Source organism: Amycolatopsis acidicola, assembly GCF_007713735.2.
Classification (GTDB): Bacteria; Actinomycetota; Actinomycetes; order Mycobacteriales; family Pseudonocardiaceae; genus Amycolatopsis_E; species Amycolatopsis_E acidicola.
This window is the reverse complement of the sequence record NZ_VMNW02000135.1, coordinates 1-16,282: the sequence shown is the minus strand read 5'-3', so window position 1 is coordinate 16,282 and position 16,282 is coordinate 1. Positions and strand designations below refer to the sequence as shown.

The following is a 16,282-nucleotide window of genomic DNA, read 5'->3' as shown; positions in this document are numbered from 1 at the left end:
ACCCCATCCACCACCCCGTTCACTCGCAGCGAACACCGCTCTCATCCCGTTCCTGATAGCTTTGCTCGCAAAGCAAATCATCTCAGCGAGGCGGTGCATCGTGGAGTTCAACCAGCGCGTCATCGAGGAGTTCCGCCGCAACGGCGGCCGGGTGGGCGGCATGTTCGAGGGAGCGCCGCTCGTCCTGCTGACCACCCAGGGCGCCCGCAGCGGAGCGCCCCGCACCAACCCCGCCGTCTACTTCCGCGACGGCGCACGGCTCCTGGTTTTCGCCAGCAACGCGGGAGCACCCCACCACCCGGCCTGGTACCACAACCTGCTCGCGTACCCGCAGGTCACTGTCGAGATCGGCGAAGACGGCCGCCTGCGCACCTACGCCACCCAGGCCACGCCGCTGGAGGGCGCCGAACGCGATCGCCACTACCGCGAGCAGGCCGAGCGCGACCCGGCTTTCGCGGAGTACCAACGGAAAACCACGCGCGTCATCCCCGTGGTCGCGCTCCACCCACTGGCTCTGGGCGACGGTTCAGCACGCGTCGAGGCGGTCAGCGCGCAACTCCGGCGGCACCACGCGGAGCTACGCGCCGAACTCGCCCGACTCCGCGAGGCCCTGGCGGCAGGCGTGGTCCCGGACGCGCCCCAGCGCGCGCTCGCCGAGCATTGCCTGACCTTCTGCGATCACCTGGATCTGCACCACATCCGGGAAAACGGCGCGTTCACCGCGTTCGAGGACCACTCCCCCGCGCTGCGCCCCGCCATCGCCCGGCTCCGCGCCGAACATCACGTGGTCGCCGAAAAGCTCGCCGAGCTGCGGTCGGTGCTGACCGGCGGCGCCGACCCCGGCAGGATCGGCGCCGCGCTGGACCGCATCACCGACGGCCTCGAAGAGCATTTCGCCTACGAAGAGGCGAGTCTTTTTCCCGCGGCCTAAAGGATTTCGGCGATGCGGTCGAGCTGGTGCACGTCCGGCGACCAGCAATAGAGCATCACCTCGTCCGCACCCAGATCACCGAAGCCCTGGATGGCTTCGCGGATCGCGGCCGGGGTGGTGAGCATCCCGGCCGCCACGGTGGCCGCGTAGTCGCCGCCGAACCCGTAGTACGCGAGGATCGCCGAACGAGCTTCGTCCACAGTGGACTCCGGCCCGAGCGCGACGTTCACCTGCGCGACCATCCGCGGCTCGCCGGCGCGCCCGGCCTGGGACCAGAACCCGCGCACGGAGTCGAACAGACTCCCCGCGAAACTCAACGGCGCCGCGCACAGGAACCCGTCGCCCCAGCGCGCCACCCGTTCCAGCGCGGGCGGGGCGAAGGCGCCGAAGAGCACCTCCGGACCGCCCTTCACCGGCGCGGGGCCGATCGGGCCGATCTCGTCCGAGTAAGGTTCGCCCGACCAGATCCGGCGCAGCAAAGCCATCTGCTCGTCGAGCCGCTTGCCGCGGCGGCGCACGTCGCCGCCGACGACGGTGAACTCGTCCTCCCGGCCGCCGACGCCGAGCCCGAGCGTGAACCGCCCGCCGGACATCCTGTCGAGCGTCGCGGCCTGCTTCGCGAGCAACGCGGGCTCGCGCAGCGGCGCGAGCAGCACCTCGGTCTGCACCCGGACACGAGTCGTCGCGCCCGCCAGCGCGGCCAGGGTGACCAGCGGTTCCGGGTTGTCCCAGACCAGCCTGTCGAGCAGGCCGAGTGAGCGGAAGGGCCCGGCGTCCGCGCGCCGGGCCCAGTCGAGCAGGGTTTCGGGTTCGGCGATGGGCAGGCCGATTCCGACGTTCATCGTGCGGTTCCTCCCAGAAGGGCAGGGGCCATTACCGTGCCGCCCCTCCGGTTTTTCCTTCGCTCCCGTGCCGCGGCGTGGTTCCCGGGAGCATGATCGTTGGAGTACCCGCACCCTAGCAAAGGAGCGAGCCTTGCCCGACCGGTTATTTCGTTTCGGCCTCGTCGCCACGTCCGCCGGCTCGGCCCGGGACTGGACGAAACTGGCACAACAGGCGGAGAACCTCGGTTTCTCCACGCTGCTGATGCCCGACGGCGTCGGCATCCAGTCCGCCTTTCCCGCGCTCGCCGCGGCCGCCGCCACCACGGAGCGGCTCCGGTTCGGCAACTTCGTGCTCGCCGCGCCGCTGCGCCCGCCGGGCCTGATCGCCTGGGAGACCGCGACACTCGACCAGCTCTCCGAAGGCCGCTTCGAACTCGGCATCGGTGCCGGGCGTCCGGACGGCGCCCACAACGCCGAGGTGCTCGGCGTCCCCTACGGCACGGCCGGCTCACGCGTGCGGCAGGTCGCCGAGATCATCGACACCGTCGACAGGCTTTTCTTGCAGGACAAGGCTTTCCAGCCGGTGCAGAAGCCACGGCCGCCGATCATGGTGGCGGGCGGCGGCGACAAGCTCCTCACCGTCGCCGCCCAGCGCGCCGACATCCTGGCCGTGCACGCCGACGGTTCCGAGGCCGGCCTGGCCACGAAGCTCGGCCTGGTGCGCGAAATCGCGGGTCAGCGGTTCGACGACCTCGAGCTGAGCGTGAACGTCTTCTCCGTCGGCGACGGCGAGCTGTCGCCATTCGTGCAACGGTTCGGCATCGACCCGGCGCAGGCCAAGGACAACGCGCACGTCTCGGTGCTCAACGGCTCCTCCCCCGCCGACGTCCTCAAGCGCCGACGCGACGAGCTGGGCATTTCCTACGTCACCTTCAACGTGCAGACGCTGGACTCGGCCGCGCCGATCGTCGAGGAACTCGCCGGCACCTAGAGCAGCCGCAGCTGGGTTTCCCTTGGCCTGACACGGGAAACGGTCTCGAGCTGCTCCACTCCCTCGGTCACGTCCGCCAGGAACGGCGAGCGGCGCACCGCGCGCCCGGACCGTTCGGCGGCGTGACTGAGGTAGAGGTGCCGCCGCGCGCGGGTGATCCCGACGAACAGCAATCGCCGCTCCTCCGCGAAATCGTCGCCATCCTCGCCCGGCCAGCGCAGCGGCAGCAGCCCGTCCTCGCAGCCGATGACGAACACCACCGGGAACTCCAGGCCTTTGGCCGCGTGCAGGGTGAGCAGCGAAACCCGGTCCGCGCGCGGATCCCACGTGTCCACCTCGACGCCCAGCGCCAGCTCGGTGCGGAACCGGGCGAGATCGTCCCCGCACTCCGCCGCGAGCGGCTTGAGCAGCTCCACCGCCGAGTGGATCTCAGCGGCCTCCGCGCCGCGCTCGATCAGCACGTCCCCGGCGCGGCGAACCCGTTCCAGCGCGGTGCCGCTGCCTTCGAAGGCCAGTTCGGCGAGGATCGGTTCCACGCCAGGCCGCTCGGAAAGCCTGTCGTGCGAACGCTTCTGGAACGGCACCCCGGCCTGGGTCAGCGCTTCCATCACCGCGCGCGCCTGCCGGTCGGTCCGGTAGAGCACGGCGAAGTCGTTGAAGTCCAGCCCCTGCGTGCCGTCGGTGCTCACCCGCCCGCTGTCGAGCGAGTGGAACGACGAACCGCCCAGCAGCTGGTCGATCGTGCGCGCGACGAACGACGCCTCGCCCCGTTCGTCGGCCACCGCACACAACCCCACGAGCGCGTCGCCGTGGTCGCCCAGCGGCCGTAATTCGCGGTCCGGCACCAGGGTCGACGGCGCGATGGCCTGCGTGGCCGCGCGCAGGATGTGCGCGCTGGAGCGGTAGTTGCGGTCCAGCCGCACCGTGCGCGCACCGGCGAAATCCTCCTGGAAGCGCAGGAAGAACCCGACATCGGCGCCGCGGAAGGAGTAGATCGCCTGGTCCGGGTCGCCGATCGCGGTGAGGTTCCCGTCCGGCGGCGCGAGCAGCCGCAGCAGCCGGTACTGCTGCTCGTCCACGTCCTGGTACTCGTCCACGGAGATCCACCGGTACCGATCGCGATACCCGGCGGCGAGGGCCTCATCCTCCGCGAGCAGCGCGGCGGGCACCGCGACCAGATCGTCGAAATCGACAAGATCCTGCTGGCGCAAGGCTTTCGTGTAGCGCTCGGCCAGTTCGTCGGCGGCACCGGTGCGCCGCGCACGCGACAGCTCCCTGAGTCTGCGCCGGGCTCCCGGCACGTCACCGGTGATCTCCGCGATCATCGCGAGCTGCCGGGGCTGGTCGGCGATTCCGAAGTCCGCGCTCAGCCCGGCGCGGTCGTGCTGCTGACGCAGGATGCGCACGCCGAGCGAGTGGAACGTCGCCACGGTCAGCTTTTCCGCCTGCTCCGGCGCGAGCGATGCCAGCCGCTCCGCCATCTCCTCGGCGGCCCGGCGCGTGAAGGTGATCGCGAGACAGTGCTCGGGAGCGACGCCGCGCTCGGTGACCAGATGCGCGATGCGATGCGTCAGCGTGCGCGTCTTCCCCGTGCCAGGGCCCGCGATGATCAGCAGCGGACCGCAGTCACTCGCCGCGGCCGCCCGCTGGTCCTCGTCGAGCCCGTCCAGCAGCGACCCTGTCACCGGCGCGGGCACGGGCTCCGGCTTCTCCTCCACCACGGCGGGCGCGGCCGGTTTCCGTTGCGGGGCAACGGGTTTCTCACTCGCGAACAATCCGTCGTCGAACAGGCCGATGGTCGCGTTACGACTCAGCTCCCCCGGCTCGAACAACCGGATCACGCCGTACTCGCCGTCGTAGCCGGGGTCGCGGATCACCTCGCCGCGGCGCAGCCTCCGCACGGCTTCGCCCAGCAGCGGCGAACGCGTCTCCAGGTCCTCGGGCGGAACGTCCTGCAGGATCGACAGTTCCGGCCCGAACGCCGCGGTGAGCTTGTCGATCTCGCCGAGCACCTTCTTGCTTTTCGGCCCCACCCCGAGGATTTCGCTCATGATCTCGGGCAGCGGCACGAGGCTGCGGAACTCCGGCGCACCCGCCGGGCGCACCGCCTCGGCGCGGTCCGCGAGGTCCTCGACCCGGCTGAGCACGCCCACGGTCAGCGGTTTCCCGCATTCCGGGCAGCGCCCGCCGTGTTCCCTCGTCTCCGCCGGCTCCATCCGGACGCCGCATTTGCGGTGCCCGTCGACGTGGTACTTGCCCTCCTCCGGGAAGAACTCGATCGAGCCCGCGTGCCCGTTCCCGGTTTCCAGCGCGCGTTTCACCGCGTAGTAGTCGAGATCGGTGTCGAACAGCGTCGCCTCGCGGCCCAGCATCGGCGGGGAGTGCGCGTCGGAATTGCTGACCAGGCGGTACTTGTCGAGCCCGGAGATCCGCCAGTTCATCTCGGGATCCGAGCTCAGGCCCGTCTCCAGCGCGAACACGTGGTCGGCCAGATCGGCGTAGCAGTCCTCGATCGCGTCGAACCCGGATTTCGAGCCCAGCACGGCGAACCACGGCGTCCACACGTGCGCCGGCACCAGATAGGACTCCGCGCCCGCCTCCAGCGTGATCTCCAGCAGATCGCGCGAGTCCAGCCCGAGGATGGGCCGCCCGTCGGAACCGAGGTTGCCGATCCGGCCGAGCGCGGTGTTGAACTTCTCCGCCGCCTCGAAGTCCGGGACGTAGATGAGGTGGTGCACCTTGCGCGTGCGCTCTCCGCGTTTGTAGATCGTGGAAATCTCCACCGAAAGCATGAACCGGACGTCCGTGGGCGCGCACGCGGGCGGCAGCCGCCGCCGGCTGTCGGCGTCCAGATCGTCGCGCAGCCGGAACAGCCCGGGGTCCGCGGGCACGAGGTTCTCACGCAGGTGCTCGAACCACGCCGGATGCGTGAAATCCCCGGTGCCGACGAGAGAAACACCCTTGCGCCGCGCCCACCAGGTCAGATGTTCGAGATCGCAGTCCTTGCTGCAGGCACGCGAATACTTCGAATGGATGTGCAGATCGGCGATAAAGCGCACCCGCGGCATCTTGCCACAGCGGTCAGGAAGCGCTTTCCTGGCTCGCGATCAGCTCGTCGAGCCTGCCCAGCGCATGCCCGGTGGCCAGCGGGCTCCAGTAGTCCCGGAAGGACAGGATGCCCAGCGCGCCCACCTCCAGGATGCTCACGTACGGCAGCCGGTAGTGCCGCCCGGACCGCACCGCGGCGGCCGCCGCCACCCACTCCACCACGAGCACGTCCGGATCCGCCGTCTCGTGCCGGGTCTCTTCCACGATCTCCGTCACCCGCACCTCGCGCAGGAAATCGCGCAGGTAGTCGAGGATCTCCCGGCGCCCGCGCAGCTTCGGCCACCCGGGCGGGGCGAACGGGAACTCCAGCGTTCCGTGCGGCGCCCACACGTGGCCCAGCCCGTACAGATCGCGGGCGACGAGCCGCTCGTGGAACCGGGCGACAGCACTGTGCGCGCGCTGGTGCCGGTCCTGGACGGAAAGGGAGTCAACCATGCGGATCAAGCTATTTCCGCGGGCAGCCCGGGCCCGCGCGGGTTGTACCCAACCGCGTGCCAGTGCGGTACAGACCGCGGCCCACCGCACCGGCACGCAAAAGAGCCTCCGGCCGAGCGCGGTACGAAACCGCACTCCGACCGGAGGCTCCGAGAGAGTCCGGATCGGCGAGCGCTAACTGCCCGCCGGATTCACGCCGGGAGCGGGCGCCTGCGCGTTGCCCGCGATCCCGTACCGGCCCACCGCGCCGTCGAGCTGCTCACGCAACGCCAGCACGGTCGCGACGCGACCCGCCGCGCTGTTCACATTGTCCACTGTGGACAGGATGGAGGTGGCGGAGGTGTCCGCGCGCACGACGCCGACGGCGCCGGTGCCCGACGCCGAGGCCGGGTCCCCGGCCAGCACGGTGCCCGCGCCGGAACGGTCCAGCTGCGCGGAAAACCGGGCCAGCGTCGCGGCTTTGTCGCCCGCGCCGTCGCCGGTGGCCTGTCCCGCCGTCATCACCACGGCGAGCTGGCCGGGGCCGATGTTGGGGCTGGCCTTGACGAACCCGCCGTCGGTCAGCCCGCCGATCGCGGCCGCCAGCTCGTCGGTGCTCGACTGCGGCTGCGCGGTGTCCTTGTTGAGCAGCAGCACCGAACCCACCAGCGCGCCGGCCAGCGTCCCCGGATCACCGGCGGTCGGGAACGTCGCCCCCGCCGGCTGCAGCCGGGTCACCACCTGGCGCAGCTGGTCGGCCTTCGCCGGGTCCATGAAGGACGCCGTCAGCTGCAGCTCGCCGGTCACCGTGGCGCCGGACTGGGTGATCAGCTGTTTCAGCGCGTCCCGGTCAGCCGGGCTGGTCTCCTCGGTGGTCACCATGACCACGCTCCGCTTGTCCAGCGCGCCCGCGACGATCTTCGGCCCCATCGCGCCGGCGAACGAGTCGGCGTCGTTCAGCCGCGCGTTCAGCTCGTTGCGCTGTGCCTGCAGATCGGAGACCTGGCTGGCCAGCTCGCCCTTCTCGTTCGACAGCCCGGACAGCAGCGAACCGCTCAGCGCCGTCGAGCCGAGCACCACCCCGACCGCCAGCGCGAGGAAGACCGCCGCGATCGAGATGATGTGGTACCGCAGAGAGATCACGCGAAAAGCCCCTTGACCCAGCTTGTGAAGGAATTCCAGGTGTCCCGCAGCCAGTCCAGGTAGACACTGCCCACATCGGACATCAGCAGCGCGACGGCGACGACGATCAGCGCGGCCAGCACCAGCAGCACGACCGCGCCGACGGAAACCCGGCTGCGGTGCAGCGCGGCGACCGCCTTGCCGTCCACGATCTTCGTGCCCAGCTTGAGCCGGGTGAGGAACGTCGACGGGTTCGAGCCCGAGCGGCCGTGGTCCAGGAACTCCCGCAGGGTGGCCTGGAACCCGACGGTGACCACGAGGCTCGCCTCGTGCGTGTCGGCGATCAGCAGCGCCAGGTCCTCCGGGTTGCCCGACGCCGGGAACGTGACCGCCCCGATGCCCAGGTCCTGGATGCGGGTGATCCCCGGCGCGTGCCCGTCCGGCTGCGCCGGCACGACGACCTCGGCGCCGGACTTGAGCGTTTCCGCGTCGATCCCGTTCGGGTCGCCGACGATGATGTCCGGCTGGTAGCGCAGCTCGCGCAGGGTGTCCGCGCCGCCGTCCACGCCGACCAGCACCGGCCGGTGCTCGGCGATGTACTTCTTGAGCGCCTTGAGGTCCGCGGCGTGCCCCTTGCCGGGCGCGACGACGAGCACGTGCCGGTCGCGCAGCGAAACCCGCACGTCGGGCACGCCGACCCCGTCGAGGATCAGCGTGCGCTCGCGGCGCAGGAACTCGATCGTGTTGGCGGAGAAGGCTTCCAGCTGGGTCGACATCCCGGCCTTGGCCTCGATCATCTGGTCGGCGACCATCTCCGGGGTCAGCTCGGTGCCCGAGGCGATCCGCCGCTCGCCGACGTAGACCACGCCCTCGTGGAGGCGGATCTTGCTGCCGTCCTTGAGTTTGCGGAACACCTCCCCGCCGACCGCGTCGATCAGCGGGATGCCGGCGCCGACCACGACTTCGGGACCCAGGTTGGGAAACCGGCCCGAGATCGAGGGCGAGGCGTTGACGACCGCGGCGACCTCGGCTTCCACCAGCGCGTCGGCGGTGGCGCGATCGAGGTCGAGCTGGTCGAGGACGACCACGTCACCCGGGCTGATCCGGCGCAGGAGCTCCCGCGTGCGCCGATCCACCCTGGCGACACCGACGAGTCCGGGAAGGTTCTCGGTGTTGCGCGTGAGCAGGCCGGTCAGCTTCATACCACCGATAGTGACAAACAGACGCCCGATGGCGCGGCCAACACGCCGGGGGCGTGGCTCTTCGTGAGGGTGATTCCTAGCCCTGTTTACGCCGCTTGGAGCCCTTGCCGGAGCCCTTTTTCCCTTCTGGACCAGGGGAAGTCTTGTCCGCCTCCGCCACGGCGAGTAACTCCTCGGCGTGCGCGCGCCCGGTCTCGGTGCCGTCCATCCCGGCCAGCATCCGCGCCAGCTCTTCCACCCGGTCGGACGGTTCGAGCAGTTTCACGCCGCTGCGCGTGATGCCCTTCGCGGTTCCCTTGTCCACCACCAGATGCCGGTCCGCGAACGCGGCGACCTGCGGCAGGTGCGTGACCACGAGGACCTGGTGGCTGCGGGCGAGCCGGGCCAGCCGCCTGCCGACCTCCACCGCCGCGCGGCCGCCGACCCCGGCGTCGACCTCGTCGAACACCAGCGTCTGCACCGTGTCCGCGTGCGCGAGCACGACCTCGATCGCGAGCATCACGCGGGACAGCTCACCGCCGGACGCCGCCTTGTGCACCGGCATCGGCGGCGCGGCCGCGTGCGCCTTGAGCAACAGCTCCACGTCGTCGATTCCGTCCGGGCCCGCGTGCACCAGCTCGTCTTCCACGCGAAGGCCCTGGGCGTCCGAGCTGTCCGTGGTGCGGCGGCGGACCGTCACGTCGATCTCGGCCTGGCCCATCGCCAGCCCGGAAAGCTCGGCGGTGATCGCCTCGGCCAGCTGCTCGGCGGCCTTCGCCCGCGCGGCCGACAGCTTCGCCGCGTGCCCCGCCAGCTCGACGGCCAGCTCGTCCCGTTTCGCCGCCAGCTCCGCCAGCGCCTCCTCGGAGGTGTCCATAGTGGACAGACGGGCGCGGGCGTCCTCGGCCCAGGCCAGCACACCGTCCACATCGGCCGCGTACTTGCGGGTGAGCTTCTTCAGCTCCGCCTGGCGCGCGAGCACCTGCTCGAGCCGCTCCGGGTCCGCGTCCAGCCCGTCGAGGTAACCGCCCAGCTCGGCGCCGACGTCCGACAGCAGCACGGCCGCTTCCGCCAGCCGCGGCTCCAGCTCACGCAGCACCGGATCCTCAGCCGCGGCAAGCCTTCGCCGCGCCTCGCCGACCAGACCGAGCGCGCCCGGCTGATCCGGGTCGCCGTCCGGGGAGCCCGACACGGCGCCCTGCGCGGACCCGGCCGCGCTGCGCAGCTCGTCGGCCGCCGCGAGGCGTTTGATCTGCTCGGCCAGCTCGGCGTCCTCACCGGCTTGCGGCTCCACGGCCGCGATCTCGTCCAGCCCGTGGCGAAGCAGATCCGCCTGCTGCGCCATCTCGCGGGAGCGGGTCTGCCGCTCGGCCAGCTCGGTGACCACGGAATGCCATTCGTCCCGGACCGAACGGTATCCGGTCAGCGGTTTGGCCACCGCGTCCCCGGCGAAGCGGTCCAGGACATCACGCTGCTCGGACGAACGCAGCAGTCGCAGCTGATCGTTCTGCCCGTGCACCGCCAGCAGCCTGTCCGCCAAGTCCGACAACACGTTCACCGGCACCGACCGGCCGCCGAGGTGCGCGCGGGAACGCCCGTCGGCGCCCACCGAACGCAGCGCTATCAGGCTGCCGTCCTCATCGGCCTCGCCACCGGCGTCGGTCACGATCCGGGCGACGTGCTCGGCGAACACGCCCTCGAACCGGCCCTCCACGGTCGCCTTGCCGGTGCCGTTGCGGACCTTGGAGGCTTCCGCACGCCCACCGGAGAGCAGGTGCAACCCGGTGACCACCATCGTCTTGCCCGCACCCGTTTCCCCGGTGACCACGGTGAATCCCGGGTGCAGTTCGAGCAGGGCGTCCTCGATCACTCCGAGGCCCTGGATGCGCATCTCGGCCAGCACGGGCACCACCGTAGCGGCACCCACCGACATTTGCGAATGTATGTTCGATCGCGTCGGGGCCGAATGGTGAAAAAGCCGGTCAGCGCGCTCAGCCGGAGTGGCGCTCCCGCCAGCCCTTCACCGGTAGCGCGAACTTGTGCACGAGCCGGTCCGTGAAGGGCCCGCGCCACAAGCGGGCCAGCCGCACCGGCACGCGCCCGGCGACCACCTTCACCCGCGCCCCCGGCGGCAACGGCACGTGCCGCAACCCGTCGCAGGTCAGCACGGCGGGCGCCCCGTCCGGTGCGATGTCCACCGTGATCACCGAATTCCGCGAAACCACCAGCGGCCGCGAGAACATGGCGTGCGCGTTGCTCGGCACGACGAGCAACGCCTCGACGTCCGGCCAGATGATCGGCCCGCCCGCGGAGAACGCGTACGCCGTCGAACCGGTCGGGGTGGCGCACAACACACCGTCGCAGCCGAACGCCGAAACCGGGCGGCTGTCCACCTCGATCAGCGCGTCGAGCACCCGTTCCCGGGACTCCTTCTCCACGCTCGCCTCGTTCAGCGCCCACGTTTCGGCCACGCGCTCACCGTCCACGGTCACCGTCACGTCGACGGTCATCCGCTTCTCCACGGTGTAGTCGCGTTCGACGACGCGGTGCACGGTGTCCTCGAGCGCGTCCGAATCGGCCTCGGTGAGGAACCCGACGCGGCCCAGGTTCACGCCCAGCACCGGCACACTCGCCGGGCGCGCGATTTCGGCCGCCCGCAACAGGGTTCCGTCGCCGCCGAGCACCAGGACCAGCTCGGCGCCGTCGGCGGGATGCGCGCCGGAATCCACCAGCCGGCACGCGTTCGCGTCCCCGCCGATGACGTCGCGCACGTCCGGGTCGGCCACGCGAAGCCCGATGCCCGCCGCGGCGAACTTGCCCGCGACCTTCTGCGCGGCCTCGCGGCTGGTCTCCCTGTCCGGGTGCAGGACGAGGAGCACCTCGCGGTTTTCGTTCACTGTGGGCCCTCTCTGACCGCGGCGCGCACCAGCTCCGCCACCTCGTCCACAGTGGACGGTTCGCGGCGCAGCCAGGCGAAGTACTCGACGTTGCCGGACGGACCCGGCAACGGGCTCGCCACCACGGCCCGCGCGTGCAGCCCCAGTTCCGCCGCCGCGGCGAGGACGTCCAGCACCGACTGCGCGCGCAGCTCCGGATCGCGGACGACGCCACCGCTGCCGAGGCGTTCTTTGCCGACCTCGAACTGTGGTTTGACCATCGGCACCAGGTCGGCGTGTTCTTCGGCGCAGGCGAGCAACGCGGGCAGCACGAGCTTGAGCGAGATGAAGGAAAGGTCGCCGACGACGACGTCGACCGGGCCGCCGGTCTGTTCGGGCGTCAGGTTGCGGACGTTCGTCTTGTCCAGCACCACGACACGGTCGTCGGTCTGCAGGCGCCAGTCGAGCAGGCCGCGGCCGACGTCGGCGGCGACGACCTCACGGGCGCCGCGGCGCAGCAGCACGTCGGTGAAGCCGCCGGTGGAGGCGCCGGCGTCCAAGCAGCGTTTGCCCGCGACGGACAGGCCGAGCGGCTCGAAAGCCTCCAGCGCGCCCAGGAGTTTGTGCGCGCCGCGAGAGGCCCAGCCCGGGTCGTCGGCGTCACGGACGACGATCGGCGCGTCGGCCGACACCCCGGTGGCCGGTTTGCTCGCGACCATGCCGCGCACCGTGACCTTGCCTTCGCCGATGAGGGTGCTGGCGTGCTCACGGGAGCGGGCCAGGCCCCGGCGGACGAGCTCGGCGTCGAGGCGGGCCCTACGGGGCATCCGTCAAACCTTGTCGATGCTGGACAGGGCGAAGGTGAGCTCGGTGTGGACCGCGTCGAACCGCTCGACGTGTTCCGAGAGGGGCACCTCGTCGAGGTTCTCGAGGCCGTTCATGGCCTCTTCGATGCCCGCGCGCGGGTCGGCGGGTTGCGGCGGCGGACCCGGCACCGGGTACGGCTGCGGGTTGGGTTGTTGCTGCACGCTCACCACGCTAACGGATCGATCAGGCGGCGGATGTGAACCCCAGCCCGGCGAGTGCCGCGCGGGCCGCTTCGTCCTCCGCGCGCACCGTCGTGACGCCCGACTCCCAGGCCACTTCGCACAGCGCGCGAAGCAGCTCGGAACCGTCGCGTGCCCCGTCGCCGGCGACGGCGAGCGCATCGGAGTCGACCCGCACCCGCCAGCCGTCACGCGGGCCGATCAGGAGGTCTTTCGCCGGGGCGGCAAGGGCGCTCAGCTCCGCCGCGACGTAGGTGGGACGTTCCTCGGGCGCGGCGGCGAGCAGGTCGGCCGGGGTCGACACCCCGGTCAGGACGAGGAGCGAGTCGAACCCCGCGGCGACCCCGCCCGCGATGTCGGTGTCCAGCCTGTCCCCCACCACAAGTGGTTTGCGGGCGCCGGCCGACTCGGAGGCCGTGCGCAGCAACGGCGCGGCAGGCTTCCCGGCGACGGCGGGCTCGGCACCCGTCGCCGCGCGGAGGGCCGCGACCATCGCCCCGTTGCCCGGCAGCAGGCCGCGCTCGGTGGGCAGGGTGACGTCGACGTTGCAGGCCACCCAGCGCGCCCCGCCGCGGATGGCCAGCGCCGCCTCGGCGAGGTGCTTCCAGCCGGTGCCCGGCCAATGCCCCTGGACGACGGCGGCGACGTCTTCGCTGTACTCGCGGACCGCGCGGAGGCCGAGCGCCTCGACCTCCGCGATCAGCGCGGGCGCGCCGACGACCAGGACGGTCTGTCCTTCGTCGAGCTGTTGCCAGGCGAGCTTGGCCCCGGCCTGCGCGCTGGTGCTGACCTCGGCGATCTCCGCGTCGATCTGCATGGAGCGCAGCGTTTCCACGACGTCACCGGGTGCCTTGGAGGCGTTGTTGGTGACGAACCGGACGGCCGCCCCGTGCCCCCGCGCGTCCCGGATCGCCTCGGCGACGCCAGGGATCGGGCGGGGGCCGTGGTAAACCGTGCCGTCGAGGTCGAGCAGGACGGCGTCGTACAGCGAGAGGAGCGTGTCGCCGTCAGTCATCCTTCGCCTTGCCTCCGGGCTGGTCGTCGGGATTGTCGCCGACTGCATCGTCCGATTCGGGCGCGCGGGGTTCCTCCCCCGCGGCCTCGTCGGCGTCGTCGGCGATTTCGTCGGCGTCGCCTTCGAGCTCGTCGGCCGCGTTCTCGGGCTCCTCGTCGGCGGGCCCGTCATGGTCGAGGTCGACAGTGTCGTCTTCGAGCTCGTCGGCCTCGTTGTCATCAAGGGCTTCGTCGGCGGCCTCGTCATCGTCGAGTTCAACGGTGTCGTCTTCGGCCTCGTCGTCGAGGTCGGCGGTGTCGTCTTCGAGCTCGTCGTTCTCGTCGAGGGCTTCGTCGGCGGGCTCGTCAACCTCGAGTTCGGCGGCGTCGTCTTCCGGCTCTTCGCCCGCGGTCAGGCGGGCGGCGCGGTCGGCAGCGTCGGTCTCGTCCTCGTCGTCTGCCTCGGCGGCCGTGAGGAACCACCGGATCGCCTCTTCCTCGCGCCCGGCGGCGGCGAGGTTGTCCGCGTACGCGTAGAACAGTCGTGCGCTCCACGGGTCGCGCTTCGCCGGGTCGAGATCCGACCCCTGCAGCGAGACGACCGCGGCGTCGAGCTGCCCCATGTCCCGCCGCGCCCCGGCGGCGACGATGCGCAGCTCGATCTCGACGTCCCGGGGAAGGTCACTGCCCCTCGCCTCCTTCGCGAGGTCCAGTGCGCGTTCCGGGCGGCCCAGCGCGCGCTCCGCGTCGGCGATGACCGCGATGTGGTTGTCCGTGCGGGTCATGCGGCGGACCGCACGCAGCTCGGACAGCGCTTCGGCCCAGTTGCCGGCGTGGTAGGAGACCAAACCGAGCGCCTCCCGCACGATCGGCACGCGTGAGGCCTTGGTCTTCGCGTACCGGGCGTGCGCGAGCGCGGCCTCCGGGTCGACGTCGATCAGCCCGCCGGCGGCGACCAGATGCTTGCCGACGGTCTCGGCGAGCTGCTTGGGCAGCGTCCGAAGTTCGCGGCGGGCTTCCTCGTCGAGGTCGGAGAAGTCGATGTCCTCGGGCAGCTCGGGCGCTTCGAGGAGTTCCTTCGCCAGGGTCGCGTCGTCGAGCTGCTCGTTGGCCCTGCGGGGAGTACGCGGGAAGTCCCCGCGCGGGCCGGTGCCGTGGTGCTCGCGGCGCTCACGGGACCCCGTGGGCCGCCGGTCATCGCGTGGCCCGCGTTCGCCGAACTTCCGGTCGCCCCGGGAGCTACGGTCATCGCGGGAACCCCGGTCGTCGCGGAAGTTCCCGCCGCCACGGGGACCACGATCGTCCCGGAAGTTGCGGTCACTGCGTGGGCCCCGGTCGTCGCGGAAGTTCCCGCCGCCACGGGGACCGCGGTCGTCGCCGAACCTGCCCCCACTACGCGGGCCCCGGTCATCGCCGAACTTGCCGCCGCTGCGAGGGCCACGATCGTCACCGAACTTGCCGCCGCTGCGAGGGCCCCGGTCGTCGCCGAACTTGCCGCCGCTACGAGGGCCCCGGTCGTCACCGAACTTGCCGCCGCTGCGAGGGCCACGATCGTCACCGAACTTGCCGCCGCTGCGAGGGCCACGATCGTCACCGAACTTGCCGCCGCTGCGAGGGCCACGATCGTCACCGAACTTGCCGCCGCTGCGAGGGCCACGATCGTCACCGAACTTGCCGCCGCTGCGAGGGCCACGATCATCACGGACGTTGCGGTCGCCGCGGGGGGCGCGATCGTCGCGGAAGTTGCTGCCGCGGGGGCCACGGTCGCCGCCGGCGGTGCGGTCCCGGGGACCGCGGTCGTCCTGGAAGTTCCGACCACCGCGGGAGTCGTCGAACTTCCGGCCGCCGCGGGGGCCGTCGGCGCGGAAACCGCCGGGGCGCTTGTCATCGCCTCGGTAGCCACCGGACCGGCCACGGTCGTCACGTCCGCCGGAACCACGGCCCCGGTCGCCGCCGAAGTCGCGCCCGCCGCCGGAACGGCGATCATCACGCGAGCCACGGAAGTCGCGGCCCCGGTCATCCCGGGAGCCGCCGAAGTCACGGCCACCACGGCCCCGCTCGTCACGCGAGCCGTGACCGCCGCGACCGCTGTCCTCGCGACGGTCACCGAACTTGCGGTCGCCGCCCTGACCCCGGTTGCCACCGCGGTCGTTGAACTTGCGGTCACCCCGGCCGCGGTCGTCGCGCGAGCCGCCGTAACCGCCGCCCTGCCGGGAGCCGCCTTGCCTGTCGTCGCGCGAGCCGCGGTAGCCGCGGTCGTCACGAGAGTCGTTGTTGTACCGCTTGTCGCCACCGCGTGCGCCGCCCTGGCGGTCGTCACGCCGGTCCTTGTTCCAGGACGGGCGGTCGCCGCGGCCTTCGAACTTGCCACCGGTGGAACGGCGGTCCCCTTCGCGGGACCTGCCGGCGTCACCGCGGCCTCGGTCGCGCTGCCCTGACTTGCCGTAGCCTTGCCCGCGTTCGTCGTCACGCGGGGCACCTGCGCGTCGGTTTCCGGGGGCCGAGTCACGGCGTCGTGGGCGGCCGGACGCGTCGTCCTCAGCGTCGCGCCGTCCGTACTCCGCCACGTCTTCCTCCTCGATGAAGTTGAGAAAAGTCTAAGTGCAACACGCACAAAGGGCCCGCTAGGAGCAGCCAACCGGCTATCCTAGCGGGCCCTTCGGAAGTAAAGTTCGGCGGTGTCCTACTCTCCCACAACCCTTCGGTTGCAGTACCATCGGCGCTGGCGGGCTTAGCTTCCGGGTTCGGAATGGGACCGGGCGTTTCCCCGCCGCCATGACCACCGAAACACCACGA

Annotated in this window: 14 protein-coding genes and 1 rRNA gene; 3 read left to right on the top strand and 12 right to left on the bottom strand. The window is 71.3% G+C overall.

Translation table 11 applies throughout. The annotated features are described in order from the left end of the window. Positions 1–100 precede the first annotated feature (100 nt). Complete coding sequence (locus FPZ12_RS42815; RefSeq protein WP_208026209.1) at positions 101–931, top strand: nitroreductase/quinone reductase family protein; 831 nt, start codon at positions 101–103, stop codon at positions 929–931. Here the strand turns inward: FPZ12_RS42815 and FPZ12_RS42810 are convergent. Then, positions 928–1,773 (bottom strand): LLM class flavin-dependent oxidoreductase, encoded by an 846-nt coding sequence (locus tag FPZ12_RS42810; RefSeq protein WP_144758260.1) that lies wholly within the window; start codon positions 1,771–1,773, stop codon positions 928–930. The genes FPZ12_RS42815 and FPZ12_RS42810 overlap by 4 nt on opposite strands. Positions 1,774–1,906: 133 nt before the next feature. Between FPZ12_RS42810 and FPZ12_RS42805 the strand changes: the two genes are divergently transcribed. Next, positions 1,907–2,746: a TIGR03621 family F420-dependent LLM class oxidoreductase gene (locus FPZ12_RS42805; protein ID WP_144758262.1), complete on the top strand. Its 840-nt coding sequence runs from the start codon at positions 1,907–1,909 to the stop codon at positions 2,744–2,746. On the opposite strand, the gene FPZ12_RS42800 is transcribed toward FPZ12_RS42805, so the two are convergent. The 10 genes from FPZ12_RS42800 to FPZ12_RS42755 all read right to left on the bottom strand — a co-directional run bounded on the left by FPZ12_RS42800 (position 2,743) and on the right by FPZ12_RS42755 (position 14,361). Further along, entirely contained in the window at positions 2,743–5,814 is a 3,072-nt protein-coding gene (locus tag FPZ12_RS42800; RefSeq protein WP_208026208.1) for a UvrD-helicase domain-containing protein, read from the bottom strand. The two genes, FPZ12_RS42805 and FPZ12_RS42800, sit on opposite strands and share 4 nt — an antisense overlap. A 13-nt stretch (positions 5,815–5,827) precedes the next feature. Next, entirely contained in the window at positions 5,828–6,289 is a 462-nt protein-coding gene (locus FPZ12_RS42795; RefSeq protein ID WP_144758266.1) for a nuclear transport factor 2 family protein, read from the bottom strand. 174 nt (positions 6,290–6,463) lie between these two features. Beyond that, positions 6,464–7,411 carry a copper transporter gene (locus FPZ12_RS42790; protein WP_144758268.1) on the bottom strand — a complete coding sequence of 316 codons (948 nt, stop codon included), beginning with the start codon at positions 7,409–7,411 and terminating at the stop codon, positions 6,464–6,466. Further along, positions 7,408–8,592 (bottom strand): putative cytokinetic ring protein SteA, encoded by a 1,185-nt coding sequence (gene steA, locus FPZ12_RS42785; protein WP_144758271.1) that lies wholly within the window; start codon positions 8,590–8,592, stop codon positions 7,408–7,410. Before steA ends, FPZ12_RS42790 begins: the two co-directional genes overlap by 4 nt. A 76-nt stretch (positions 8,593–8,668) precedes the next feature. Next, positions 8,669–10,474, bottom strand: coding sequence for a DNA repair protein RecN (gene recN / locus FPZ12_RS42780; RefSeq protein ID WP_208026210.1), 1,806 nt, complete (start codon positions 10,472–10,474; stop codon positions 8,669–8,671). Between the two features lie 88 nt (positions 10,475–10,562). Beyond that, positions 10,563–11,468, bottom strand: a complete 906-nt coding sequence (locus FPZ12_RS42775) for an NAD kinase (protein WP_144758273.1) — start codon at positions 11,466–11,468, stop codon at positions 10,563–10,565. Continuing rightward, complete coding sequence (locus FPZ12_RS42770) at positions 11,465–12,274, bottom strand: TlyA family RNA methyltransferase (RefSeq protein ID WP_144758274.1); 810 nt, start codon at positions 12,272–12,274, stop codon at positions 11,465–11,467. The genes FPZ12_RS42775 and FPZ12_RS42770 overlap by 4 nt, the downstream gene beginning before the upstream one ends. Before the next feature lie 3 nt (positions 12,275–12,277). Next, on the bottom strand, positions 12,278–12,475 hold the full coding sequence (locus tag FPZ12_RS42765) for a hypothetical protein (protein ID WP_166463093.1): 198 nt from the start codon (positions 12,473–12,475) through the stop codon (positions 12,278–12,280). Between the two features lie 22 nt (positions 12,476–12,497). Continuing rightward, positions 12,498–13,508 (bottom strand): HAD-IIA family hydrolase, encoded by a 1,011-nt coding sequence (locus FPZ12_RS42760; RefSeq protein WP_144758279.1) that lies wholly within the window; start codon positions 13,506–13,508, stop codon positions 12,498–12,500. Further along, positions 13,501–14,361, bottom strand: coding sequence for a midas domain-containing protein (locus FPZ12_RS42755; protein WP_243770323.1), 861 nt, complete (start codon positions 14,359–14,361; stop codon positions 13,501–13,503). Before FPZ12_RS42755 ends, FPZ12_RS42760 begins: the two co-directional genes overlap by 8 nt. Before the next feature lie 30 nt (positions 14,362–14,391). On the opposite strand from FPZ12_RS42755, the gene FPZ12_RS46770 reads away from it, so the two are divergent. Then, on the top strand, positions 14,392–15,924 hold the full coding sequence (locus FPZ12_RS46770) for a hypothetical protein (protein WP_243770322.1): 1,533 nt from the start codon (positions 14,392–14,394) through the stop codon (positions 15,922–15,924). A gap of 232 nt (positions 15,925–16,156) precedes the next feature. On the opposite strand, the gene rrf is transcribed toward FPZ12_RS46770, so the two are convergent. Next, positions 16,157–16,273: ribosomal RNA gene (gene rrf / locus FPZ12_RS42750) — 5S ribosomal RNA — on the bottom strand. Positions 16,274–16,282: the final 9 nt, after the last annotated feature.